27 protein-coding genes and 2 pseudogenes are annotated in these 24,628 nt (G+C 40.0%); 22 read left to right on the forward strand and 7 right to left on the reverse strand.

What is annotated here, in order from left to right:
- From atzF to tnpB, 3 genes and pseudogenes are all read right to left on the reverse strand, one after another.
- Window positions 1-1,797, reverse strand: coding sequence for an allophanate hydrolase (gene atzF, locus CICURV3402_RS05215; RefSeq protein ID WP_158380162.1), 1,797 nt, complete (start codon window positions 1,795-1,797; stop codon window positions 1-3).
- Window positions 1,798-2,103: 306 nt separating this feature from the next.
- Window positions 2,104-2,340: pseudogene (locus CICURV3402_RS07700) on the reverse strand (hypothetical protein); the annotation flags it as partial.
- Window positions 2,313-2,510 (reverse strand): IS66 family insertion sequence element accessory protein TnpB, encoded by a 198-nt coding sequence (gene tnpB / locus CICURV3402_RS05225; RefSeq protein WP_320410073.1) that lies wholly within the window; start codon window positions 2,508-2,510, stop codon window positions 2,313-2,315. The gene tnpB and the pseudogene CICURV3402_RS07700, both read right to left, overlap by 28 nt.
- A 145-nt stretch (window positions 2,511-2,655) precedes the next feature.
- Between tnpB and CICURV3402_RS05230 the strand changes: the two genes are divergently transcribed.
- From CICURV3402_RS05230 to CICURV3402_RS06860, 4 genes are all read left to right on the forward strand, one after another.
- Window positions 2,656-2,814: a hypothetical protein gene (locus CICURV3402_RS05230; RefSeq protein ID WP_187306968.1), complete on the forward strand. Its 159-nt coding sequence runs from the start codon at window positions 2,656-2,658 to the stop codon at window positions 2,812-2,814.
- Between the two features lie 1,550 nt (window positions 2,815-4,364).
- The gene (locus CICURV3402_RS07240; protein ID WP_268904314.1) at window positions 4,365-4,586 is read left to right on the forward strand and encodes a replication initiator protein A; all 222 of its coding nucleotides are present in this window, start codon (window positions 4,365-4,367) and stop codon (window positions 4,584-4,586) included.
- Between the two features lie 146 nt (window positions 4,587-4,732).
- Window positions 4,733-5,182 carry a replication initiator protein A gene (locus tag CICURV3402_RS05235; protein WP_320410074.1) on the forward strand — a complete coding sequence of 150 codons (450 nt, stop codon included), beginning with the start codon at window positions 4,733-4,735 and terminating at the stop codon, window positions 5,180-5,182.
- A gap of 334 nt (window positions 5,183-5,516) precedes the next feature.
- A complete protein-coding gene (locus CICURV3402_RS06860; RefSeq protein WP_235667686.1) occupies window positions 5,517-5,711 on the forward strand; it encodes a hypothetical protein in 195 nt (64 codons plus the stop codon).
- Between the two features lie 1,189 nt (window positions 5,712-6,900).
- On the opposite strand, the gene CICURV3402_RS05245 is transcribed toward CICURV3402_RS06860, so the two are convergent.
- On the reverse strand, window positions 6,901-7,842 hold the full coding sequence (locus CICURV3402_RS05245; RefSeq protein WP_158380140.1) for a replication initiator protein A: 942 nt from the start codon (window positions 7,840-7,842) through the stop codon (window positions 6,901-6,903).
- Between the two features lie 1,350 nt (window positions 7,843-9,192).
- On the opposite strand from CICURV3402_RS05245, the gene CICURV3402_RS05250 reads away from it, so the two are divergent.
- The 3 genes from CICURV3402_RS05250 (at window position 9,193) to CICURV3402_RS06870 (ending at window position 10,874) form a co-directional block, all read left to right on the forward strand.
- Window positions 9,193-9,369 (forward strand): hypothetical protein, encoded by a 177-nt coding sequence (locus CICURV3402_RS05250; protein ID WP_187306966.1) that lies wholly within the window; start codon window positions 9,193-9,195, stop codon window positions 9,367-9,369.
- Between the two features lie 560 nt (window positions 9,370-9,929).
- Window positions 9,930-10,172, forward strand: coding sequence for a hypothetical protein (locus CICURV3402_RS05255; protein WP_158380141.1), 243 nt, complete (start codon window positions 9,930-9,932; stop codon window positions 10,170-10,172).
- 603 nt (window positions 10,173-10,775) lie between these two features.
- A complete protein-coding gene (locus CICURV3402_RS06870; RefSeq protein WP_235667687.1) occupies window positions 10,776-10,874 on the forward strand; it encodes a hypothetical protein in 99 nt (32 codons plus the stop codon).
- A gap of 706 nt (window positions 10,875-11,580) precedes the next feature.
- On the opposite strand, the gene CICURV3402_RS06875 is transcribed toward CICURV3402_RS06870, so the two are convergent.
- Both CICURV3402_RS06875 and CICURV3402_RS05270 read right to left on the reverse strand, forming a co-directional pair.
- Complete coding sequence (locus CICURV3402_RS06875) at window positions 11,581-11,790, reverse strand: Rpn family recombination-promoting nuclease/putative transposase (protein WP_235667688.1); 210 nt, start codon at window positions 11,788-11,790, stop codon at window positions 11,581-11,583.
- Between the two features lie 678 nt (window positions 11,791-12,468).
- Window positions 12,469-12,762, reverse strand: a complete 294-nt coding sequence (locus CICURV3402_RS05270; RefSeq protein WP_222837052.1) for a hypothetical protein — start codon at window positions 12,760-12,762, stop codon at window positions 12,469-12,471.
- 535 nt (window positions 12,763-13,297) lie between these two features.
- Between CICURV3402_RS05270 and CICURV3402_RS07705 the strand changes: the two genes are divergently transcribed.
- The 11 genes from CICURV3402_RS07705 to CICURV3402_RS05320 all read left to right on the forward strand — a co-directional run bounded on the left by CICURV3402_RS07705 (window position 13,298) and on the right by CICURV3402_RS05320 (window position 21,258).
- Complete coding sequence (locus CICURV3402_RS07705; RefSeq protein WP_158380142.1) at window positions 13,298-13,609, forward strand: helix-turn-helix transcriptional regulator; 312 nt, start codon at window positions 13,298-13,300, stop codon at window positions 13,607-13,609.
- Window positions 13,610-14,416: 807 nt separating this feature from the next.
- Window positions 14,417-14,545, forward strand: a complete 129-nt coding sequence (locus CICURV3402_RS07245) for a hypothetical protein (RefSeq protein ID WP_268904315.1) — start codon at window positions 14,417-14,419, stop codon at window positions 14,543-14,545.
- A 603-nt stretch (window positions 14,546-15,148) separates the two neighbouring features.
- Window positions 15,149-15,442: a hypothetical protein gene (locus CICURV3402_RS05280; protein ID WP_158380143.1), complete on the forward strand. Its 294-nt coding sequence runs from the start codon at window positions 15,149-15,151 to the stop codon at window positions 15,440-15,442.
- A 797-nt stretch (window positions 15,443-16,239) separates the two neighbouring features.
- On the forward strand, window positions 16,240-16,368 hold the full coding sequence (locus CICURV3402_RS05285; RefSeq protein ID WP_187306969.1) for an EexN family lipoprotein: 129 nt from the start codon (window positions 16,240-16,242) through the stop codon (window positions 16,366-16,368).
- Window positions 16,369-17,147: 779 nt separating this feature from the next.
- Complete coding sequence (locus tag CICURV3402_RS05290) at window positions 17,148-17,360, forward strand: hypothetical protein (RefSeq protein ID WP_158380144.1); 213 nt, start codon at window positions 17,148-17,150, stop codon at window positions 17,358-17,360.
- Window positions 17,361-17,880: 520 nt separating this feature from the next.
- Window positions 17,881-18,063, forward strand: a complete 183-nt coding sequence (locus CICURV3402_RS05295) for a hypothetical protein (protein WP_158380145.1) — start codon at window positions 17,881-17,883, stop codon at window positions 18,061-18,063.
- Window positions 18,064-18,399: 336 nt separating this feature from the next.
- Complete coding sequence (locus CICURV3402_RS07710) at window positions 18,400-18,564, forward strand: VirB8/TrbF family protein (RefSeq protein WP_158380164.1); 165 nt, start codon at window positions 18,400-18,402, stop codon at window positions 18,562-18,564.
- Window positions 18,565-18,992: 428 nt separating this feature from the next.
- Window positions 18,993-19,460: a TrbG/VirB9 family P-type conjugative transfer protein gene (locus tag CICURV3402_RS05305; protein WP_158380146.1), complete on the forward strand. Its 468-nt coding sequence runs from the start codon at window positions 18,993-18,995 to the stop codon at window positions 19,458-19,460.
- 482 nt (window positions 19,461-19,942) lie between these two features.
- On the forward strand, window positions 19,943-20,323 hold the full coding sequence (locus tag CICURV3402_RS05310; RefSeq protein ID WP_487249581.1) for an ATPase, T2SS/T4P/T4SS family: 381 nt from the start codon (window positions 19,943-19,945) through the stop codon (window positions 20,321-20,323).
- Between the two features lie 113 nt (window positions 20,324-20,436).
- Window positions 20,437-20,604, forward strand: coding sequence for a hypothetical protein (locus tag CICURV3402_RS05315; RefSeq protein ID WP_187306971.1), 168 nt, complete (start codon window positions 20,437-20,439; stop codon window positions 20,602-20,604).
- Window positions 20,605-21,030: 426 nt separating this feature from the next.
- Entirely contained in the window at window positions 21,031-21,258 is a 228-nt protein-coding gene (locus CICURV3402_RS05320) for a type IV secretory system conjugative DNA transfer family protein (RefSeq protein ID WP_158380147.1), read from the forward strand.
- Window positions 21,259-21,632: 374 nt separating this feature from the next.
- Here the strand turns inward: CICURV3402_RS05320 and CICURV3402_RS05325 are convergent, their stop codons facing one another.
- Window positions 21,633-21,791, reverse strand: a complete 159-nt coding sequence (locus CICURV3402_RS05325; protein ID WP_187306972.1) for a hypothetical protein — start codon at window positions 21,789-21,791, stop codon at window positions 21,633-21,635.
- On the opposite strand from CICURV3402_RS05325, the pseudogene CICURV3402_RS06880 reads away from it, so the two are divergent.
- The 4 genes and pseudogenes from CICURV3402_RS06880 (at window position 21,790) to pilM (ending at window position 23,910) form a co-directional block, all read left to right on the forward strand.
- Window positions 21,790-22,224, forward strand: a pseudogene (locus CICURV3402_RS06880) (type IV secretory system conjugative DNA transfer family protein). The gene CICURV3402_RS05325 and the pseudogene CICURV3402_RS06880 sit on opposite strands and share 2 nt — an antisense overlap.
- A 329-nt stretch (window positions 22,225-22,553) precedes the next feature.
- Window positions 22,554-22,823, forward strand: a complete 270-nt coding sequence (locus CICURV3402_RS05340) for a cag pathogenicity island Cag12 family protein (RefSeq protein ID WP_158380150.1) — start codon at window positions 22,554-22,556, stop codon at window positions 22,821-22,823.
- Between the two features lie 637 nt (window positions 22,824-23,460).
- Window positions 23,461-23,649, forward strand: coding sequence for a type IV pilus biogenesis protein PilM (locus CICURV3402_RS07715; protein WP_187306974.1), 189 nt, complete (start codon window positions 23,461-23,463; stop codon window positions 23,647-23,649).
- Window positions 23,650-23,664: 15 nt separating this feature from the next.
- On the forward strand, window positions 23,665-23,910 hold the full coding sequence (gene pilM / locus CICURV3402_RS07720; RefSeq protein WP_407079082.1) for a type IV pilus biogenesis protein PilM: 246 nt from the start codon (window positions 23,665-23,667) through the stop codon (window positions 23,908-23,910).
- Window positions 23,911-24,628 lie beyond the last annotated feature (718 nt).

Raw genomic sequence — 24,628 nt, forward strand, 5'->3', positions numbered from 1 at the left:
TTAGTTACTCTTCTGGGCTGCCAGCCAGTTACGCCAGCCGCCAAATTCGGTGATTTCCAGTGCCTGCTGCAGCGCCACCGGTTCACAGATAAAGCCTTTCACGATGCGGCCATCAGCCAGCGTTAGTGAACCAATACCAAGCGGCGGTGGAACTTCGGCCACGAACTCGCCAAAACGCGCCAGCGGGATATCCCACAGTTCGACGGTGATTGTGGCACCTTGCTCATCACGCAGCAGGCCGGGTTTCTTGATCGGCTCATCCAGCAGGGCAAACAGCCTGTAGTTGCTGGCGGTGGTGGTCTGCTCAACAAGAACTGCGTGGCGGGCGGTGAGCTGAAAGTTAAGTGGCATGCCGGTGAGGTGAGCGCCAACCACTGCCATACGCACGTGTTCTACAGAAGGCGGCAGTACAGCACGCTGCGCCGGTTGCGCTTTACCCGTAGCCCCGAGCGGCAACGCCAGCTGTTGTTGCCAGCGCAGACCAAACTCAGATAGCGCACGATCATGCCAGGCAGGTGCTATCAGGGTGATGCCTGCGGGCAGGCCATCAGAGCGGAACGGGCCAGGCAGCGCCAGCGCGCTGAGATCTGCTAGGTTAGTAAAATTGGTGTAGGTGCCTAACTGCGAATTGTAGTGTACCGGTTCCTGTTTCATCTCTTCTATCGTATGAATGGTTGGTGAAGTAGGTACCACCATCGCATCGAACTGTGCTAGGGTTTGCAGGATTTGACGCGTCAGATCGGCACGCAGATATTCAGCTTTGTAGGCATCAACCGCGCTGTAGTTCAGACCGCTACTGACAATACCATAGACCACAGGATCCATTTCTTCCGGGCGGTCTAGCATCTCACCTACCGCTGCGGTACGTTCCGCCACCCAAGGGCCGTGGTAAAGCTGCTCGGCCAGATGATGGAACAGAGAGAAGTCAATCGGGTGCAGCGTAGCACCGCTGGCTATTAGGCTCGCTAGCGCGTTGCCCCATGCAAATTCGGCATGTTTATCATCAAAGAATTGCGGATTAGCCGGAATGGCGAAGTCTGGATGCGCCTTCATGCTAGCCGGGGCGGTATGCGGATTGATACGTGAGTAGGCATCTACCTCATCATAGTTACCGGCGATACTGGCTACGGCAAAGGCATCTTCCACCGTCAGGGCAAACACGGAAATGGTATCGTTCAGGCGGCAGGCAGGCAGCAAACCACTAGCCGATAACCAGCCCTTTGTCGGCTTCAGACCGACAATATTGTTAAATCCGGCTGGGACACGTCCGGAACCGGCAGTATCGGTGCCAAGAGAGAAGCCCGCCAGTCCGCGAGCCAGCACCGATGCGGAGCCGGAACTGGAACCGCCGCTGACGTATTCCTGGTTAAAGGTATTGCTCACCGCTCCGAAAGGGGAACGGATACCAACTAGGCCGGTGGCGTATTGATCTAGATTAGTTTTTCCGATCACCACGGCACCAGCCGCTTTCAGTTGAGCGATAACAAAGGCATCCGCAGTGGCAGTGTAGGTCAGCGCCGGGCAGGCGGCGGTAGTCGGCCAACCAGCGACATCGATATTGTCCTTAACGGCAAAGGGCACGCCAAACAGTGGTAACTCGGTTGGATTACGTATGTAACTTGCCAACAGAGGCTCAATCTGCGACTGTAATTGCGCGGGGGTGGCGAGATAAATCCAGGCGTTATCCTGCGGATCAATTGCGGCGAGATGGGCTTCTAGCAGCGAAGTAATCTGCTGCGGTTCCTGCTGATAGCGCAGATGCCAATCTTTGAGTGTAAAACCAAAGGTTGATGCCATAATGAATTCCATCGGTTTTTGTGCATGATATGCAAATAGAGTCTGTAAAATTTTTCCTGATTACGCATATTGTTTAGTTAGAGCACTTTTCATCTCTTACGGTTCACCAATCGGTTATGTATTCTATCTACTAGTGTAGTGCTGTATGCGAAAAAAACCGTAAGAGATGAAAAGTGCTCTAACTAAACAATATGCCAAAAATGACACAAATAGAAAAGATATAGACAGATGAAAACATAGCAAAAATTCAATCAAACGTACTACTTTTCCCTTTAGATAGCTGTTAATCATCGATATGCTATAAAGTTAAAAATACATGGAAATGAAAATCCAGTTAATTTTTTCGTGTCTAGACACTAGACTGAACAGACCATATGGAATTTGCGGTGCTTTCAATCCCGCTACCAAGAAGCGTAATATCAGAGCTCCCAAGTCATCACGTCGGTTAAATAGATACTCAAATTCGGCCAGGTAACGAAGTGTATATTAACCAAAAATTTCGTAGTAAGTGCCTGTTATGGCGTTTTTGACATTCCCCAGTAGTGCGCCTTGACCTTGTCGCGGTTGCGGTTGAAGAAGACGAACAGAACATCGCCGAAGGGGAAGTACCTGCCCTCTTGTTCGACAATCAAGGCCAGTCCATTGATGCTCTTTCGAAAATACACGTGGCCGGGATAGAGATAGATGGCGGGTGCGTCAATAAACATTTTCATTGCGCCATCTCTCAGATGAACGTTGCCAGACAGCGGTGTGAAATATCGGCTGATAGGCAAAGTATGTCGCTATGCAGAAAAACTGAAATCGGAGAAACTGTTTGCGAAGTAGATATCGCGGATCTGCCTGACGGCATCAGTTCATATGGCTGAGCCGGTATCAACGCTCGTAGGCTCCTCTGTGCACGGTTACGGTGGTCATACTGGAACAAAGGCTGATTTATGCGACTGGGCTGCAAAAATACGCTGTTTTGCGTTAGAGAATACGGGGGTGATGCCCCAATTGCGGCAAAATTTATTCTAGCTCAGGCTGGAACGCGCATGCGAACTAAAAATGCTATTCCACTCATCGCGTGTAAGGTTAGTTCTCATGCATAAGCTCCTCGTAATGATTAAAAGCAAAAGTATGGCGGCTGAGCGATCATAAAAACAAATATAGTTCCAATGACGCTTACGTAAATGAAGTAAATCCGGCGTGTGCTCTCCCCATTTAGGGCGATGCAAAATGACACGTGATTCGGACGGCTGGCTGAGAATTTAGAAGCCAGAATTCCGCAACTGTGCCGAATGATGTAGACGGAAAACGCGATGAGATTAAGGAGAGCACACGCCGGATCGAGGGATACAAACGAGTTCCTGAACTCGCTTCATAGCTATCAAACACACGCCTAGTGTACGTGGCCGATCGCGAAGCGGATATGAACGAAGTAGCCTAACGGCTGCAAATTGCTATCTGATAGATCTGTGCCAAAGATCTGGCTCAGCAATTGATTTTAAGGCCCCTGTAACCCTCGAAACTGAGGAATTTTAAGATCCTGAGGTCACAAAAATAGGGATCACAGTCGGTGATATTTACTGTTTTTTTACTACGGAGTTTTATCTATTCCAAAGGTTTACCAGCGTAAAAAGTCAGTTATTGGTGATCTGCGTTATATTTTTTGGTCAGTTATTGGTGATCTGCTTTGTATTTTTTGGTCACTTTTTAACCGAAATCACTTTAAAATTTCTAGGCGTGAACGTGAAGAAGAAAAAGACAAAAGGTAATTAACAATCCTCGCCGTCTTGCAAAATCTGTTAATCTGAAAATCCCGCTTTACTTAGACTTCAAAAACCCTCTTAAAACGTCCTCTATCTCTCTGTGTGAAGACATCTCGTGTGCCGTGGCGGGTTTTCTCCTTAAAATGGTTTTTAGGCGGTTTTAGAGGCATTACGTTCAAGCACGTCTAAAGTATACGCATTTCAAAAAAATTTTAATTTCAAACAAGAATGCTCGCCTCAGTCTTTGGCTAAGGCGTACCGAAGGAGCTTTTCTCAGAGGAACAAACAGCCAAAACGAGGAAACGGAAGATCCTCTTTTGTAGAATAGAGTACGGTCACACTGATGTATGATCCTGGTACATAGATTTTATCAAGAAAGAGTGAGAATCCGCTATCTCGTGGGTTTTTCAGGAGTGCAGTTATCCACGGATAAAATACGAAAATCCCTGTTAAAAAATCAGTTAGGTATAGTTAAAATAAGTTAATAAGTTAAATGGATTTTTTGTCTGTAGGTATATGAAATATCATAAGTTTTACGACATGTTAATTTTTAAATGTCGATAATTAGTTTTTAAATATCTATCTTTTTATCATGTTTTACGGTTTTTAAAAGTCAAAACATGAGCTAGCTAAGTGTTCGCCACATCTGCCTAGCTCTAAGAACAACCCTAGAATCGATAGGATTAAAGCGATGACATATAGTAGTGATAAAGAGCAAGAAAAAAACTTGAAACGTTTACGCCATTGAAAACATGAGATAGATTTTTTATTGCTGATGAAATAGAACTTTCAAGTTTTAGAGACGAAATGGCGAGTATGGAAAACCCATTTTTTGCTTTAAAACAGAGTGATATCTACACGCGGCGGTGCAAAAGGGTTAACACAATAATAGTTTTAGCGCCTAATGCTGAATATGGGATGGTAACCGTTTTTGATGAAGATGCCTGGATTTACGCTATTTCTAAACTACAAGAATCTATTAATAATCATCAGTTAATTAAGCGTACTGTTTATTTGACACCCTATGATTTTTTTTGATAACGAATAGAGCGAAGAGTGGTATGGCATATGAAGATTTAAGAAAGTCACTATCTCGCCTTGCTGCGACAAGAATTGAAACAAATGTAGTCTATTCTGAAGACTCTAGAAAAACATAAAATTTTGGTTTGATTAATAAGTTGGTTATGTTAGGGGAAAAGAAAGAAAAGCTCGATATTGGTATAATTGCGGTAACCTTACCTAATTGCCTGTATCAGGCATTGCATAAAAAGAAAACGCTGAAAATTAGTCCAGACTATTTCCGTATCAGAAAAACAATAGACAGGCGACTTTATGAGATCGCGCGTAAGCATTGTGATCATCAGAGAGAGTTTACGATAGCCATTGAAAAACTACATTTAAAAATGGGCAGCACCGCCTCGTTGAAAATGTTCCGACATAACATTAAAAAACCGATTCAAACCAATGACTTGCATGATTACCGCCTTTGTTACTATGCCAAAGCGAATATGGTAATTTTTAATAACCGTAATCTCACACCGGAGCAGGAAGAAAAAGAACAACAACGTGAAAAAGTAAAAAAGAAACTTTATAATTTAAAAAATTTACTGTCTGCAAAGCGAGTTGGAAAATAAAAAATAATATTTATCCGTTTTCACAAGGTTCAGAACGTCAAGTGTTAAAAAAATCTATTAATACGGTCAAGCGTAATGGAAAATTAGGAAAGGTAGGTCAAATTTTGATAATCAGCCTTCACTAGTTTTGGTTTGCTTTTCGTATCATCTTTGCCAATATGTTGCATATCGCCATAGTCGCATTCTTTGCCTTTTTACATGCGTTCAAGCGATTTATGATTTTGTGAGCCCAATTTCTCCTAAAGAGTTGGAAAGACTAGTGATAAAAAATCGTTCGAATAGAAACTCATTTAAAGGCGTCACGGAAAATGTCAATTAGGGTATCAAGCTTTTCATGGGTATGGGTCATTGGGACAAAGGAACTGGGCACTACGAGTGGAAGCGATCAACCATTGGCAAAGAGCCTGCTGAAGAATTCTTATTGCTTTTCCGTATTTTTCCAGATTGGTACACAGAAGAATTGACGATATTTTTTCAGTACCCGGCGGTGGTATTGGCCCTCATATTAAACCGTCTGACGTATTGGTGATACAAGAAATGGAAAGTAGCCGATGGCGGGTATAGCATCAATTGTTATCGCTTAAGCACTATAACTATAATAAGAAAGAGTTTGCTAAGCCCTTCATTAATCAAGGGTTGATTTCCGGGGATGTGTTGTATACCCAAAAAGAATTTCTCCATGACGCCATTTCGTCCGAAGCCACCATGATTTACTGCCTGAATTGCTCGACAGACAACGGCCTGCGTATGATAAGACATTGGACTGAGTCGCTTTCAGATGAAAGCCATCTAGGCATTGAATATTCCCCCTCACCCGATTTACTCTTGCGTGCGGACCTAACGGAAATACTAGCTCAAGATATCACGTCCCTCCGAGAAATAATGAGTCAATTCTTAGTCCAAAAAAGAGCCCATCTGGACAACTAGTTTGTTCAAGAGATATCTCAAACCGACGATGAGTTACCGAAGGCACCTGCGGCTAAGGTTTACTGCGTTGCATAAGTTTACACCTTATTGCAAAATGGTAGTCGATTGAACTGTTTAATAGGGTTATGTATTTTACATATCTGTAACCGCTATTTTGCAACGGCGAATCGCTCGACTCAGATCACGCCGACGCCTGGAATATTTTAACGCGCCACAGAAAGATTGATGGCCTCATGCTCAGTCACGTGATACAGGATTCCTGTTTTATAGTACAGCTAACCTTGCTCATCAATAAAGGGTATTGGTATTTTCAACCATAAAAAAAGTAATGAGGCCATTCTTGAATATTTTTAACAGGGGCATCTTAATAGTGATGCGTCGCTATTCTCTTCTTCTCTGACCAAAATCGAAAAGAGTCGATGAAAAGGCATCGTTAAGTGAATCATTGACGTTATCTGTACAAACCATCACCCAAATCCTCACCAAAAAAGAATGGTACAGTTATTCGATACAGTAAAATGCTTATCAAGATAATAATGTATTATTATGCAATCCAATCTCTGCCCATCACAAGAATAAATCGCTTGAACGCATGTAAAAAGGCAAAGAATGCGACCGTGGCAATATGCAATATATTTGCAATGATGATACGCAAAGCAAACAAAAACCAGCGAAGGCTGATTATCAAAATTTGACCTACCTTTCCTAATTTTCCCTTACACTTGACCGTATTAATAGATTTTTTAACACTTGACGTTCTGAACCGTGTGGAAACGGATAAATATTATTTTTTATTTTCCACCTTTCTTTGCGGACAGTAAATTTTTTAACTTATAAATTTCTTTTTTACCTTTTTCACGTTGCCTTTCTATTTCTTTTTTCTTAGATGTTAAATTTTTATTATAAAAAACTACGCTGTCTCGTTCCATATCATAGCGCATTTCATAATCTGGTAAGTCGTTAGATTTAACTAGTTGTTTGATATTATGTCGAAACATTTTTAACAAGGCGGTGCTGCCTGTTTTTAAATGTAGTTTTTCAACAGAAATATTGAATTCTCCTTGATGGCCACAGTGTTTTCTAGCAATCTCATAAATGCGTCGATCTGTCGCTTTTCTGATACGAAAATAGTCAGGACTAATTTTTAGCATTTTCTTTTTATGCAAAGCCTGATAGAGCCATTCAGGTAGGGTGACTTCTATCATACCAATATCCAATTTACCTTTCTGTGCGTCAAGAATTCGCCAACTATCAATAAGTCCAAATCCTATAGATTCATGTTTTTCATCAGAATATACAATGTTCGTCGTTATTCTTGTACCAGATAATCTTTTTAAAGATTTTTCTAATTCATTATATGTTCTCCCGCCTATTTCTCTATTCGTTGTCACTAAAAAATCATAAGGCGTAAAACAAATAGTTCGGCTTATCTCCTCGTTATTATTCATGGCTTCCTGTAGCTTAGATATGCTATAAATCCATACATCCTTATCAAAGATAGTTGCCATACCTGATGATGTCGGTTCTACAGTAACGGTTATATTTCCATTTTTATATTTTCTAGTCTTTGTATCCCCTCCCTTCATAGCAAAAAAAGGATGTTCCATGCTTGCTATTTCATCCCTAAAACTTGAAAGCTCAATCTCATCGGCAATAAAAAACTCCAGTTCATGTTTACGTGGTCGTAACGTTCTCAAGTTGCTTACTCTCTGATTAATTATATTATTTACCATAGCCTCAATCCTGTGTTATCAGGGTTGCTGGTAAGAGTCAGTGCTGAGTGACCGTTCAGCACTGACTCGATCGTTTTGGGATTTAAAAACCTATAAAAAACCTCAAAATACTGGGATTTAGAAACTAAAGTACTGGGATTTAAAAACCAAGTCAATAAGCATGATAAAAATCGCATAAAAATGTCCTTTTTCTGTGGATAACCCAGCTTTCAAACTGGGATTTAGAAACTAAAGTACTGGGATTTAGAAACTAAATACTGGGATTTAGAAACTAAATACTGGGATTTAAAAACCAAAGCGTTGAAAAAAACACTTTAAACTATTGTATATATAATATTTTTTATCTAACTAAATTTTCTTAACTTGTTTTAACTATACATAACTGATCTTTTAACCACGTTTTCCCCTTTAAATCTTGTGGATAACTTCAGTTCTTACCCTGTTATTTTAACAGGCGCAAATTCGAATACTAAAAAACCTCATTGCCAGATATTAGCTAAAGAATGACCGTGCTCTTCTCGACAAAAGAGAATCTCCCGTTCCATCGCTTTAGCGCGATTTCTTTGTTAAAAGTAAAAACAATTTTTTTAAAATTCTTAGACATTAGACGTGTTTGAACGAAACGCCTCTAAAACCTCATAAAAACCATTTTAAAGAGCATCAAATAAAAACCCCTTCTATGTGCATTACCAAAAGGAGATTTCTTCTCATAGATCAATACAGGACGGTTTAAGAGGGTTTTTGAAGGTTAGGGAAGCCGCGATTTGCAGATCAACACAGTTTTTGTACTAAAATCAATACAGGACGGTTTAAGAGGGTTTTTGAAGGTTAGGGAAGCCGCGATTTGCAGATCAACACAGTTTTTGTACTAAAATCAATTGGGATTCTGTACTAAAAATCTAGTACAAAATTTTCATCAAATTTTACAATGTCATAGTAACTTAAATACGAATTTCTTGCAGATGATGAATAAAAGAATTATAGCCGTAATCCAAATATTTTTCTTCATTCCACTTAGATAACTTTTTCCGCTGACAGGCATTGTTTGGCTTATCCTGACACGAGGAAAACCATCTAGTAACAAAAAGTCAAAATCACCAACAATATAAACAGACGATACCGGATATGCGTAGCCACGACAAATATGCATATTTGTCGTTCTCACCGCCCGTTTTTTTATGTGTTTACAAATGAAATTATTTTTCAAAACATGAAGAAGTCGATAACATTGCCAGAAAAGAGTCGACATTATCAAATGTGAGGCAAATCCGTTTATCCAACAAGATGCTTAACCAGTTGACTCTACAAGCTGATTTCCGGCATTGATTAGTATCTAAAGAAATCAGATTTATGTTAAATCTTGCCATGACTACAGAGCCTGTTCTTCTAGATGAGGAAGTGGAAGAATTATGCCGGGTAAGAAATGCCGTCAATACGGCAGTTCGTAATCTGGCTACGATTATTTGTCAACGTCAGTATCATGATGTAAAAGACACTGAGTTATGGGGGGTGGTAAAAACTTCATAGGGAAGTTGAGACCGTGAAAAAATCCGTTAGACAATTGACTAATGCTGCCGTGAATGTATGTAGCTTAAAAATCCGTAATACGCCAAAATGACAAGGGGATTTTATGTCAAAAAGAATAGGTAAAAATTGGATGTTGAATATAAATCGCGTAAATTACGGGGCAACACGAACAGGCCAGACGACCCCCTTATCACTAGCCAGATGTTGCAGAAGGGAGAAGGCCATGAGATAATGGTAAAGTCCCCGCGAGGCCGGCTAGCGCATCGCGGGGTAAAAATGAAATAAACTATATTGCACGAGAAGGGGTAATTACCTTCCGTGATAATAATGGGGTAGAATATCACATCGCTGACCGTGAACAAAAAAAGAAGCGTACGAATCTCTTATCGATGATGAAGATAAAAAGCAGACCCATGGCAGATCACCTAATCTGGTGCATAACATGGTGTTTACATCCCCCAAAATAGCAGAGGTATCAGAAAAAGATATTTTTTAAGCAATAGAGGAGACACTAAAGCAAAAATATCCTGAAAATCGCTTTTTAGGCTTAGGCATGCCATATGGATAAAGCACATCACCCACATGATCATACATTACTTCGCATTCCTGATAATGGTGGTAAGCAGATTAATATTCGTAAAAAAGACCTGCTCGAGTTACACGAGAAGTTTTCCGGAAAGCTGAAAAGATGGTCTACAACGTTAAATGTACCCATAAATATAGGTACGGTAAGAAAGAAGATCTTAAATGTGATCCTGATCGTCTACCGAATCTTTTTGAAGTGGTTAATTTTAGTCGGATAAATTACCTTTGTGATTCACAAAACAAGTAGCAAAATTACATTTGAAATCAAGCGTACAGGAGTAAAAGTCGACAGCGTGAAAAAAATGTGCAAGGAAGGTTAAACCACAGTAACAGTGCCTTTGGCCAATGGTAATGGCAACAAGCAGGGATGATTAAATCACAAGCGCAATAACTAGTGCACCGAAAATCAGGGGGCAATTGGAATCAAACCTGCGCCGTTTGACAAGCTGAAACTGCTAGATACCCTAGAGCAGTTGCTGAAGCAACAGCGTGTTTTCACATAATTGATGAAAGTTAATGACCTGGTAGCTGAGATAATTGCCAACTTTTTTCACTTTAAATACGACGCATAAACGAATGTTTGTGCAACCTATTCTATCCCAACGTAGCGATGCGGACTTGTGCATTGTAAAAATATGTTGCAATGTAAAAATAAATGGCAATAGGAAATCGCAATTATGCTCATCGGTTATGCACGAGTTTCAACACAAGAAAAGGATACTCAAGCTTAACTATCAACACCAAAGTCAGCTGGGCGTGAATTGATATTCGAAGAAAAAATATCAGGCGGACGATAGGATCGTCCCGAATTACAACGACTTTTGCTGAAGCTACGCAAAGATGCACTAGTTTTTGTACGAAAACTAGGCCGTATTTCACGCTCTCTGAAGGATTTATTGCTGACGCTGGAAAAGGTGTGAAACACGGGAGCTGATTTCTGCATCATTACCACAAATATTGACACATCCACTCCAGCAGGATGTGGTGACGATGCAGATTGTTGGCTCCTTCGAATTTGAGCACGCCATGCTTCTTTAACGGACAAAGAACAGACTTGCGTCGGCACATCAGGATAGTCGTGCCGGTGGACGACGCCCCCGCAGAAAAAGAAATTGTCTCTCTCGTCACATCGGGGCAGAAAAAAGACGCTGATGCAGCCCGCCTGTTCCGTGTTCACCCTTCTATCGTAGTAAGGTTTCTCACCAGACACCGAGTGACTCAGATTAGACTTACAGTAGAACAGAAATCGTAACCTGACTCCATAGGAGGAGAAAAAAGAGTAACAACGTGAAAAAGGTAAGAGAGAAATCTACAAAAAATTAATTATTATGTTTGCACAGCGTATTGATCTATTCTCTCGTCAATTTAGTAAATTTCATCACAGATCGTCTATTTATACCACTTTTCAACATTTAAATCGCGATTTTCATTAAAGCCTTTTTTCCACTTTTTGAATCCCCTCTTTAATTAGATAATTCATCGTCATCATAACTTGGTTATCCGTATACTCATTATACGATAAAATGGCCATAATTTCATTGAGTAACTCGCTCATATCCCGTCGGAGAATTGTTTCTGTACTAATTATAACCATGCCATCCAGCGGTGCTGCAGAATTTCCCCATCCTACAGTGTCGTCACATCCGCCAGTCTGAAGGGCTGGGTATAAATACGCTCCTCTAATCCCCTGTCTTCAAAACAATCTAACCAATGGGTACTATGAGGATAGGGATTTTTCTTACCCATATAAAATAAAACTGCAAAGACCAATGGTAGCGTTTTATTCCCCGAGTCGAGATGCTTTTGCATCGCCACCATGCTATACCTATACCGCATTAATCGCCACGCACTCAGCTTATTCGGGGTTGAGTTCGCCTCAATGAAGAGGTATTACTTTCCTTTTTCGGTACTCAATGAATAGAGAATATCATTTTGAGGCGCTTTCATGTCTTCATAGATAAAGACCCCGCCTCGACTTTAAGCGCCTCAAAATGATACAGGGCTTTAATTTGATCTAGCAGTCAATATCTCAAAAGTTTTGCGCCGTCTTTTTTTCATGGAAAAATTGGCAAAAAACGGCGTTATGGGGAGTCTGGGTAAATTTTTTAGTCATTGTTATCATTATCAATAGTTAAGTGATTGATTAGTTTATCACAAAATACATCATAGACCGTTAAAAATCCCTTTTCTCCTTGTCTTACTGTTCTCCCCTGTTTGGCTTTCATAGTTAGAGATGATTCCAGAACCTCAAAGTACATCCACCTCCATTAATATTTTCTTGCCGATTTTTAGACCAGTCTCTATAATTGAGATGTTAACCGTTCATGGTTAACAGAGATTAGCATCCCGCGTCTCTTCGAGGCGACACCAGATGACAAAAGCGTCTTTTTTATGTGTCAAAGAAGCCTTTAGCATATTTGTAATTTATGATGCCTCAGTCTGGGAATACCTAAGGATAGCCGGTGTCCTTGAAGTCCGGTAGTGCTAACCCCGTCTGGTCTACCACCTATAAGATTAGCGCCTTCGGTAGTAGCAGAATCTAGTGACCTCAAGAAAGTCTGCATCCCATTTGACAGCATATCTGTAACGCTCTACCCGCCATCCTGGCGAAATTTGCCGCATTTCTAAAAACTTAACGCCTCGCCAACGTGCATCCATTCTGAAGATAGAGGGATGTCGCATGAATAGTTCCATCAAGCAATGTTGCAAAGTTTCACGATCTCCTGTGTCCTTACTGATGCGGAATCTCAGGTTTATACCAATGCCGCGATGATAGATATTCTGGGGATGACGGCGGCGTCTTCTCAATTTCTAGACGTTTTTTATCCACAGTAAGAGGTTATGCGCGAGAAGAGATTGCCGTTATCGCTTTTGAGTACACCACTCACTGCTTATAAATAACCCCCTCAACCTTGTCGGTTTAATTTTTTACCACGATTCGATGAAAAGAATATTTACCAAGGAGCCTTTTTTTATGCCAAGCCCTTCCTATTTTTATCGGTGATTGAATATATCGAATGAGGATCCCCCTTATCTCATTAATCTTATTCAGTCAAATAACAGGTTTATCCCGCGAGAGCAACAAATTATATTTTGTTTGGTAGAGCGATTAAGTAGTAAGGAAGTTGGCAAGAAACTGAATTTGTCTTATTGGGTGATAGAAAACAACTTGCAGTCTACTTATCCAATAGACAGGGTATATAATTGTAGACAATTTATAAACTATTGCCACGATAACGGTATAAATCGATACCTTCCTCCTGAATTTCTTCCTTCTGGTAGTCACGTCATTATCATTTAAGAGTCATTGTCAGAGCGACGTGCTCTAAGAATAATTGCTAATATGAAAGAGAGAGAAATAAGAAAATTAAGGGCCGCAGATTTTGCATTTTATGCTGAAATCTTATCAGAACTTTCATTTAAAGAGGTTAAGGTTGTTTTTCTTTATTGTTCTAGATATCAAAGCAATAAAATTGCTTTGATATTAAATATATCGATTAACACAGTTAAATCACATTGGAGCAATGACATACAAAAGCTTAATACAGATCACACCTCAGAGCTAAAAGTATTATTTCATTTTTTGATTAATCATTACAAAGGAGGGTGCTCATGCGATTGCTGTCATTGTTGTCGTTTCTGTTGCTGTAAATGATTTTTTTGTAATTAGATAAAGGCTACCAAAGTATTTTTATTCTTTACAGCGTGTTATTTGATTAAATTTTAACCAAAAATCACCCTCAGGGTGATGCCCGATCCCAAAATTTTCTGTCATCATCTGCCCTCACTCACCGTTTTCTAGCAACCTGATACTGAAAACATCCGGTGTTGGTAGAAGCGCCTATTATCTGAACCGTGGCGCCTGCTCTTTAATAAATCAGTATGAGTGGTCCGGCATGGCGGGAAACAGTTAAGTTATATGCAGTGATCACCGATAGCCTTGATTTTTACGCTCAAGGCGGAGCTTATAATACTTGCTGTCTGGATGTATGCAGACACAGGTTTACATAAATCATCAACAGGGGGATTTGTAGTAAGTATCTTCTTGTGTACTTACCATTAATCTTCTTTTAGGGGGAATGAATGAACGCTCGCCAACGCTGCTGTAAGCGTCGTCAAATGCGCTATTATGAATAGTGTAAAAAAGAAGATGAAATACGGCTATTAAGACTTCGTTTTCTACGGGGTGAAAAAATGACCCGTTTAACCGAAGACATAATTGATTCAATAAGAAGGAAAACGTTAGATCAAAAAAGAGATAACATTGATAGACTGGTCGATTGTCTTGATACTCTTACAAAAAGAGTAAACATAATAAATAGCAAAGAAGAAGCCAGCTGTACCAACCGTTGCTTAGCCAAGACTTACCTCTATGCGGTGAAGCTCTGAGGCTGATAGTCATCCTTATCAAGGAAAAAGTTAATGTTTAAACAACTTTTTGCGTCCTGGAAAAAAGATTTATATGGGCGAGGTATTACGTAATCGTCTCGGTAAAATCGTGCTTAATATCGGTTATTATATTGGACGTCCCGTGACTATCACTGAGTTTATTCACTATGTCGTTGAACGAGATAGTCATAAAAAAAGATGAATTTAAAACATATTTTGGGAACGGAGGAAGAAAGAGACCGACCATAGAAATGACATAAACGAATAATTCAAAATGAGAAACTCACAATGAGAAAACCAACTTATAACGTCTATATCACTCAGGAAAGTCCGCCTGATCAAAATGGTGATGCAGTGCGCAACAATGGTTCATCCCTACACTTGACATTGCACGAGTAGAAGTACGATTTTAATCTATACGCCCTTGCTGAAATTATTCCATAAGCGGAACGCAAGCCTAGCAATAACGGTGTTATTTCTCACTATCCTACAAGTAATAGAAGATAAAGGCGAATTAACAAAATCATTCAACCAAAGAGTCAATATACTATTAATGGACTCCACGTCGGTTGTTATCTATCCCTCTCACTTTATACGTGCAGACGTACAATATTGAAATCATTAAAGTATCCAATTGAAACTAAAAAATGTAATGAATCGTTCGGCACAGACTGCTCTGTGGCTATTTTTACCTGTTTGCTGCGCCGACATTTTCAGCTGGATTTGAGCCAGTACATAAATTCCTGAAAGCGTTAATTGTCGGTATGCATTCTATTTCTATTGCCACTGCGACGATTGCCGGTTTATGGGTGGCCTTAAAGATGCGCTGGAAGTGACTGAAACAGATATTTGGTTGCCGAACCCAGCCGCGGATTATGACGATTACGTGCTAAAAGCAAAGGTTGTTCTAGCGCACTTTAAGGTGATCAGGAACCTTGACACGGCTTCTTCTCAGTTTCTCTTGGTGAAAAGTACGTTGAGATGCGGAGATAGAAAAAAGTTTGCGGGGCTGATCTCTTTTGATCTGGTCGTGTTAGGTAATTATTTCAAGGTACTCAGTGCCGGCGAATCTAACCTTAAAATATTTGATGAAATCTAGCAACTGCAGATGCAGGCGGAGGATTAGCTAGACAGCTATCTGGAAAAGGCGTGATAAGAGGGGAATCGCAAGGTGAGATCTACATTTATTTCGGCATTCCTCCTGTCGCTTTCTATTACAATTTCTGCGGAAGGGATCCTTGTTTTTGACCCTGTAGCAAAGCTGTTAAATGCCTAACAATGGGCTAAAGATAAGCAGTGGATGGAAGCGCACTACAAGGCCCAGATAAACGCTGATAAAATCAATTAGCAACTGCAACGGGCTTACGCGATATTCAAGGTTTTGTATCGTAGTCTAAGGGTCTGAAATATGATATTCAAGACTTTCAGAAGCAGGGACTCAGTCTCAATGATCTAGTAATTCGTGATGGCGCGATTACAGGAGATATGAAGCATCTTTACCAGAAATTTAGTGACTTTAATGACTGCGATCTTAAAGTAAAAGCCCGCGCAAAACGCTATTCGACATTGTGTGAAAAAGAAGCAATCAACAAAGGCTATCACTGAAAACAAACACTTGATGTGTAAAATCAAGCCAACAAGACGTTATATACAATAGGAAAAATGACCAATCGCATTGCTTATGCCAAAGATACTAAGGAATCACAAGATCTGGCTAACGCAGTGTAGGCGAAGAGTATTCAACTGCATTCATTAATTTGCCAATGGGAAATGAATATTAAAGCAGCGGAACAACGTGATAAATTGTTAGAATAGAAAAAGAGAAAGGCGTTTGCAGAGCAAACGTATAACGACACCATCCCACATTTTGGAGATGTAGGCGCATGAAAAACAGGAATGATATTACTGGCTTTGTTTAGTGTGTTAATAATATCGGGATGTAAAGAAAAAGAAGAGGAGAAATCTGAAGCGTGGTATAAACAACATCCTGATGAAACCTATAAGGATTATAAAAAATGCCTGTAAATAGGCGGTAATAATGACAACTATGATGACGCACATCATGCTGCTTTAGGTTTTGCTAATCCGCTAGGTAATTTAAAAGAAGCAAGTGATAAATTCATAGATTTATTGAAAAAAGTTAAATTCAACACCTCATTTAGGGTGATTACTAAATGATTCGTAATCACTCATTTTTATAATGATGAAGGAATAAATATGGGATCAGGTTTTTTAAGTCAATGGCTACATTTATTATTTCAGCGCTAACCACAGCCACGCTGTGGAAGATGGGCTTTTATGGAAGTTTGTTTTCTACGCTGTTGACTGCGTCATTTACCTGATATCTTTTAGTGACGGGTTATCAAATTATCGCGGGTAAGTATCAAAAGCCTTTGGAAGATTGAATCTACAATGTTGATAAAATGTGTGTAATCACCCTGTTTATTACCAATGCGGGAGGATGGCTCGATTTCTCTATTATGGCAATGAAAAGATTAAAAAAGGGGATTAGCAAGGGTGAACCGTGGACTTATCTAGACGACCTTTGGATAAGAATGCAACATATATCAGCTAGATTATTAAAATTCGATACTTCAAAATATGTAAAAATGGCTGGGTATCGGTGCATTATTAACATTAATTGGCGGGAGAGTAATACTTGTTTTTACTGCTCTAGTTTATCTGTCGGCTGAGTATACTATTGTGCTGATGTCTGTTACTGCGCCAATCTTTGGATTTGGTTTGATGTTTGGTTTTTTACGAACAGATATTAAATAACTGGTTACAGGCGATTTTCCGCCATATTGGCTATCAAGTTTGCGTCTATTGTGATGATGGGGGTCATTCGATTTATCAATCTTATTTTCACAAAAATGGTTGATCAAGCATCCGAGTCTAATTTAATGACAATGGGATTAATGTTCTTTGTTGCTGAAGTGATTGCGGATGCGCTCGTAGTATTTTCGTCAAAAGCTGCTCGGCAAATTGCCGGTGTCAGTGTGAATGCGGCAGTGTAAAGATGGTAATGCTGGGGCATGAGTACGGGGATGGCAGTAAAGGGGGCTATGGGTTCAACTAAAGTGGAGATCAGTAGTACGAATGGATTAATTCACAAGAGCTATGAAGATTGAAGTAGCCGTGCGCTCGATGAAAAAAATCCCTGTGTTAGGCTGCAATGGCTAGATATGGCGTGGTGAGAGCGATCCGTTTTGTAGTGCAGAAGATTCAGAAACGACGTCCAAGGTGACAGGAATAATTGCAAATCAATTGTTGTGGCTAGCCGGAATTAGTGGTGTGAGTTTTTATGTTCTTTTTTTGCGTGATGTTTCATGGATTTCAATTAATCAGTTATTACGTCCTATAAAATCCCTCCAAAAATTCGCGCATAAAAACGTATCTATCAGGTAATCATAATCATGAAAACTTTTATTTTGTTTTCGCTAATTAGCGTATTGGAGAGATGTGTCTCGTCATATCAAAAACCCTGCGGTGTATCTGGCGAATTGGTTCCGATAAATTCCTCGGAGGTGATTTACTATGTCTGAAGTCGAGCAGGTAGCGCGCACGGCAAAGAACTTTAAGCAACATATGCTTGAACAGGATTGGCGTGACCGAAAAGAGGGATTTTTTGTCGGGATTTTTCTGTGGATTAGAGCGATTTTGGTGAGAGCCGCAGTAATTATACGACCATTACACAGACTGACACCGCATTGTATGTGACGGATGGTATGACTGGACGAATAGAGTGCGGCACCTTGGTTAATCGTGTAACATTTAATGCAAGTGAGTTCACCAAAAAGTTTTGGCGGGCAGAGTACATCAAACGCAGGGAAGGATATAATTATTTTTCGCTTTAAAATGATTATGACGTGACGCAGGAATTTAACAGCATCGATGTCAATTAATAATGCCTACCTCGATATTTTATCTGGCTCAACCTCGTCGGATACGTCTTATCAGAATGCGCAATCACTGGTACTGATAACGGATTGTGTCTGATTTTATTACCGAGGCCAAAGCGACAAATAAAGTGGCTACCGTGCATTTTAAAAAACCATCAGGGATGTTAAGACACGTTTAGAGAAGGTTAAGTTCTGGGTAGCGCGTTTGACAGTTCGCTATATACCGGAAAAAGAACTAACAGAAAGCCAGAGTGAAGTTAATTTGTTGGGCTTTATCGTTACAACCTACACCACTGAACGCGAGCAAGGGATAAACTAATGCAACGAAAAATAGCGAGATTTACCCTGTGGCTGTTTATTAATGGAGTGTAGGCGGCAGCGTTTCCGCAGGGAAGCCGATTTGATAGCCGGATGTAGCAGTAAGCTATAACGATGATAACACGACCGTCATCAACACGCGGGTGGACTTTTTATCAACACTCTTTTTAATGACGAGGCAGTCGTACTCGATGCTCGGACAGGAATTAAAAAAGGCTGGGATGTCCAGAATAATGCTAATCTAGTTTATATCACTCCTGTACCTGTCACACAGACCGAGGAAGTGATGGGCAGAGACGGTAATATTACGCGCCTAGAGCGGGTTTGAGAACTGGACAACCAATCTCTGTTTGTAGTGACTACCCAACGTAATTACTCAATGGAATGACGGGTAAATGAACTAGTAAAACAGCAGGGCAGCAAGCTTATTTGTGCACTACAGCTATCCACAGAAAGAGCTTAAAAAAGCCGAAAAAAGGGAAGAAGCACGTCAGAACGAAATGTAGCAGGTTTTTGAGCAAAAACATCATCAAGGCGATCAAAAATTCTCAGGCTCCACGAAATTGGGAATACTTGATGCAGCCGGGTCAAAACAGCGGTATGATCATCCCAGATTTTGCCTATGATGATGGACGGGTTACTTATCTGAGTTTTTCCCCTGTTACAAAATTCCCGGGGGCTGTTTTGTTTATTGATGGCAGGGAACAGATTGTTAACAGCACGGTAGAGCAACAAGGTAATTACAAGGTACTAGTCATTCAGCAAGTGAGCCCGTCGTTTGTACTACGGTATGGCAATGCCATTATTGGTATCGTTAATAAAGGATTTGGACGAGTGAAAGTGCATGATGGTAATACGGTATTGCTACCGGTTGAGCGTATGGAGAAAAAAGAATAAGTGATCAAAATGATAAAAAGCCAGATAAAATCATGCTCGAACTAGCTAAAAAAATCACAGGAAATAAAGTTATCCGATAAAAGCGGAACTCCTGCCGCAATGACGACTGTCACGTTGGAAAAACGCTGAAATTAGAAAAAGAGAAAGTATTAAGCGAAAAAAATAATGAAAAGAGCAGATTCCCAGCCAGAGGTCACTCAATTTAAAAAAGAAAATAAAGATCGATTTTTAAATAAATGATTGCCCTAATTTTAGCCATTATCGTGCTTGGTTTTGTTGAGAAAAAGTAAAAATATATGAAAAACATAAAAACGGCGGTTTTATGAAAATGGGAATTTTATTTCTGACATAAATCCCGTGCTGTCTGTCACACTGAAAGTGGTGAGATAGGGCAGATTATTTTACCGCCAGCCTGTCAGCGTGACACGGTATCGATTACGTTACGCAAACCTTCAACGATACAATTATCTCACCAAAGCTATATGGATAACGGGTTTGATGACCGGGTAGTCGGGAAATCGTCATCTGGAGTACATAACAAGGAGTTATTGCAACTTTACAATAATAAAAATATTCTGCGTTTTATTGAAAAGTGCATGGAATATGGAAAAACGATGATGTTTTGTGGTGAAAGTGGATCGGGAAAAACCACGTATTTAAAAATGCTGATTGATTTTATTACACTCTATTTGCGTATTACCACTATTGAAGATAACTCGGTGGTGTTTTTTACTCGCCATAAAAATTATGCTTATCTGTTTTACCCTAGTGAAGGTGGTCACAGTAATAAAGCGATTATCACCACCGATTCTCTGGTTTGCGCTAATTGCCGTATGAATCCTGACCTCATCCTGATTAACTAGATCCGAGGCAGAGAGGTATGGGAATTTACAAAAATCATTGGCTCAGGGAATGAAGGATGTGTCACTAGTATTCATGCAGGATCCTGTTATGCAGCGATGCAGGTATGAGTAGAATGGTGCTTTCAGAATACCGCAGTGCTAATCTGCTCTACAGCGTGTTATTGAGCAAAGTATTAAACAGTGTCGATGTGATCGCTATCATCCAGATAGAGGGAGATCTACGTCATATGGGGGAATCTACCTCAAGGAAGCAGATAAAGCCGATTATATTAGGAGATTGAAAGATGAAATCTATTGATAAAGGTCAACTTCTGTTTCTGCTTATTGCCTCGTTGAGGGTGACATGGCTGATAGACAGCAACGCTGTCTATCAGATAAACGGTGTCGGACTGATTCAGTTGCTGAAAACATGGCGGTTTTGGATATTATGACAAGTGTTGACAGATAGTCATGTTCGATATGATATATGATTTAATAGCATCAAATCTCTGGGTTTGGGTTTATGCGGAAGCGGGGGTATGAATTATGTGGCTATTTCTAATGGCCGGTACTCGAAGATCGCGCTCTTGATAGAGATCCCGCTTTGCGACAGATGCTGATATTCGTCAATCGAAATATATATCATGGTGAAATGAGGAAAAAAGCGGTGTTATAATCGTTATGTACAGTGGCAAACTATTATTACGTTATACCCAGATTTTGTCTCAATGGGTGCAGGTAAAGGTGCAGGAATTGTTATTCCTAACCTCCTTGATTTTAAAGATTCGATAGTCGTTCTTGACACTAAGCAGGAATGCTACAATATTAACAGCCGATACGGACAAAAGGTATTGAAACAAAAGGTATTTTTTCTTGATCCCTTTTCCAGAAAACCCTATGGATTTAATCCGCTGTTTTATGTTGATCTGCATTATAAAAAGAGGGCTATAACCTGATTAACCTGTCTACCACGTTTTGGCCGGTGGTTGGACTGTCCAAAGCTGATGCACATTTTAAGAGTCGTGCGGGTCGTTTTTTTATTGCTTGCATCGGATTATTGCACTTTTCCATGACATATGACCGTAAATATCTGGAAACGGCCGACGTAAAACCGCTGTTCTCCATCAGCACAATGCTAGACTTCTACTACAACGTTAATCAGCAGGACTTACTTAATAACCGTGAGGGATAGATTAAAAAAGTAAAACATGATAATAACTATTATCTTATTACCGATGCACTGAATAAAATCAAGCAGCTATTTGAGTCAGCAGGGGAAGCTAAATCCAATATGGAAGAAACCTTCTAGAAACAGCTGCATTTATTTACTTTACTCTTGTTTCGCAAGGCCACCGATCGCAACGACTCTGATCGCCGCTTGCTCAGAAAAGAAAAAATGACGGTGTATCCGGATATGAGTGCAGATGATGTCAATATTGCTGATAAATTCATGCACTTGTTTTTTTAACGTCGCCATTGATGTGGACATGGGCGAAAACCCCGATTTTTCGCCTGATAACCGACATGAAGTCCTTTCCCTTCTTGATGAATTTCCCGCGATTGGTGCCATGCACTACATTAAAAAGACATCTGGGTTTATTGCCGGATTTAAACTCAAATTACTGACTATTTACTAGAACCTTTCACAACTGATAGAGATTTACGATGTATATAGCGTCAAAACGTTAATGTCGATGCACCCTTGCAGGGTGATTTATGCCGTAAGTGAAAAAGATGATGCCGATGAAGTGTCTGGAAAATTGGGGTATACCACGTTAAAAGCCAAAGAAAAAAGTAAAAGCCGCAATAAAACTGGTACATCGCAGGGAGAATCAGAAAATGATTCACAACGTGCATTAGTCTTACCACAGGAACTAGGGACACTGAAATTTGAAGAGCAGTTTATTATTTTAATAAGGTGAGCACCCGATAAAGTGCCACAAGGCTATGTATTAAAATGATAATTTATTTATGGATAAGTTGATTGACCTTTCTCTGTATTTACAAAATGTAAAGTCAAATCTAAAAAAGGACAATTCTCAAGCAAGCTAGACTTGGCTCATTCGTTGTTACGCCGGGAACTGGAAGCCATCAATTTTGATTAGATTGATAGAGATCAATTAACCACTTAAAAAAGATAAAGTGAATTTTGATAACTCTCACATTGTTCCCTGTGATGTTAATCACTTAACTAACTACAGTACCAATCAGCGGCAATATCCATGAAAAATTGCTAACCGTGGCGGGGATCATGTTGGCTGTGTGTTCTGTACCGATACCCACTCTGACGGTAAACTGGTCAGGCTCTTCGGTTGAAATCAACAGCACAATACCGGACTGGAAAGAAAACTATGTGGTCATACCCTTACCTGTTATCACAGGTCACTGGATAAAAGCGATGTATGATTTTGAGGGAGAAAAAGGAAACTATCTTCCAGGTGATTACTTTGCCGTGACCCACGCCAATCAGATTGTAGTATTAAGTCAAATATCAAAAGGCTATTTAAATGCCAAACACTAGATAAGAACGCAGGGTGCAAAAGGGGTCATTGACTATCAGGTCAAGCAGGGATGTCTCGGATGTAGCACCACCGATATCTATTTCTATTGCATTGATAAACCCGTTGATATTCATCTTATTTCGGAAAAGAAACCGCCTGAACAAATGTTGTAATCTGACAATCCCATCAAAGATAATCCGTTAATCACAAGTAAACCGCTGACTCAATCCTCGAAGATTATCAGCGTTAAAAATAATTTACCCCCTCATGGGAATAAATTTTCTATTCTTGATCAACCCATGGTTTCACCCCAAAAAATAACAACTGGGCTCACAGATAAACCGCTGACGTTGATGATACTTACGGCTCATCAAAAACCAGCACAAACATAGCAGATAGAAAAAGGGGGTGACGTTAGAGGGCATAATGGCATGGGCCCTCAAAGCTCCTTGTCTCTGGCTGTGGGTAAAAAACTGGATGGTATACTGGCAAAACGCCCGTCCATTATCAGATTGAGGCTCCCTTACATTTCAGAGTAGATTTTAAATCCGTATGAGAAGTGTGTTGAAGTTATACCTCCCTGCTAGGGATCCAGTTTATGCTCAAATCTATAGTTCCAAATGCCTGATACAGATCACCGATAACCCCCCCAGGAGGATGATGGACTATTTAATCTTTTCTTTTCTATTAGTGACGTTATCTCTGTCGGGATTTTATCAGCAGCAGTCTGCCGACAATCTCAACAGTACCGAAATGACGAAGACTACGATACAACAGGCGATAGAAACGGTTCACGATATTAACGCCATTAATGATTATCTCTATCGCCATCCTGATGTGATTTAAAATCCTAATGAGGTTGTGCTCATATCGGCACAAATCGCTATTTCGCCGTATACACCAATGCAGCACCTCATTGCCAGCGAACGTGTTTTTGTATGGCAACCAGTTTCACGGGGATTAATGACAGCGCTCAAAACTCAAACCCAATATTCCGCACTATTTGGTAGCGTCAAAAAACATCGTCTTTTTGAGAATAGCGGGCGCGATATGCAGGTGGTTGTACCGGCACGTATCTCTGATGGGGCGATGGTTTATCTTCATTAGGAGAAAAAATGGGATGTTTTTCGGATGACCTATTTGATATTACCTTCACTGAAGAAATTGAACAGAGTCAGGAATGGGATAAATTTTTGTGCAGTGTTAAACAACACATGTCAAAAATAACTACAAGTTTTGTTAATTATAACTGCGGTTGCACGGCTATCATGGAGCTCATTATTCATTACAGCGACGAAAAAAATATTGCTTTTAACAATTTTTTCAGATGATTTAAATTTCTCGCCAGTTTCTAACAAAGAGATTAAGGTGAATCATAAGCAAGTCTCTTTAGCTAATGCTGCTGACGTACTCATCCTTATAACTAAACTTGCTCATAAATTTAAGTTAAAACCTTACTTAAGAAGTGCATCAGACATCATCAGATGTTTTAGTTTTTAATTCAAAATAGATAGCTGATTGCTTCAGCGTTGATATTTAAATATTAAGGGTGAGTTTTCCAAATTTGTCACTTTCTGAAACTTTAGGATTAAGTAAAAACATGGTGCAATATCTAACATTAGGTGTTTTGAGAAGTTCATCAATATTGTGGACAACCCTCTCTCTTTTTATAATTTCTTTATTAACATATAACTTTATTGGCATATTGTTATATTTATCAAAGAATTGAAATTAAAATCCTTTACTATAACGTTTAATAAATTTTGCACCGCCATATACCACGCTGTTGTATTTATTGGTTGGAGCATTTTTAATATGTGTACTG

Origin of the sequence: Candidatus Williamhamiltonella defendens (assembly GCF_900699045.1) — a bacterium.
Classification (GTDB): Bacteria; Pseudomonadota; Gammaproteobacteria; order Enterobacterales; family Enterobacteriaceae; genus Hamiltonella; species Hamiltonella defensa_A.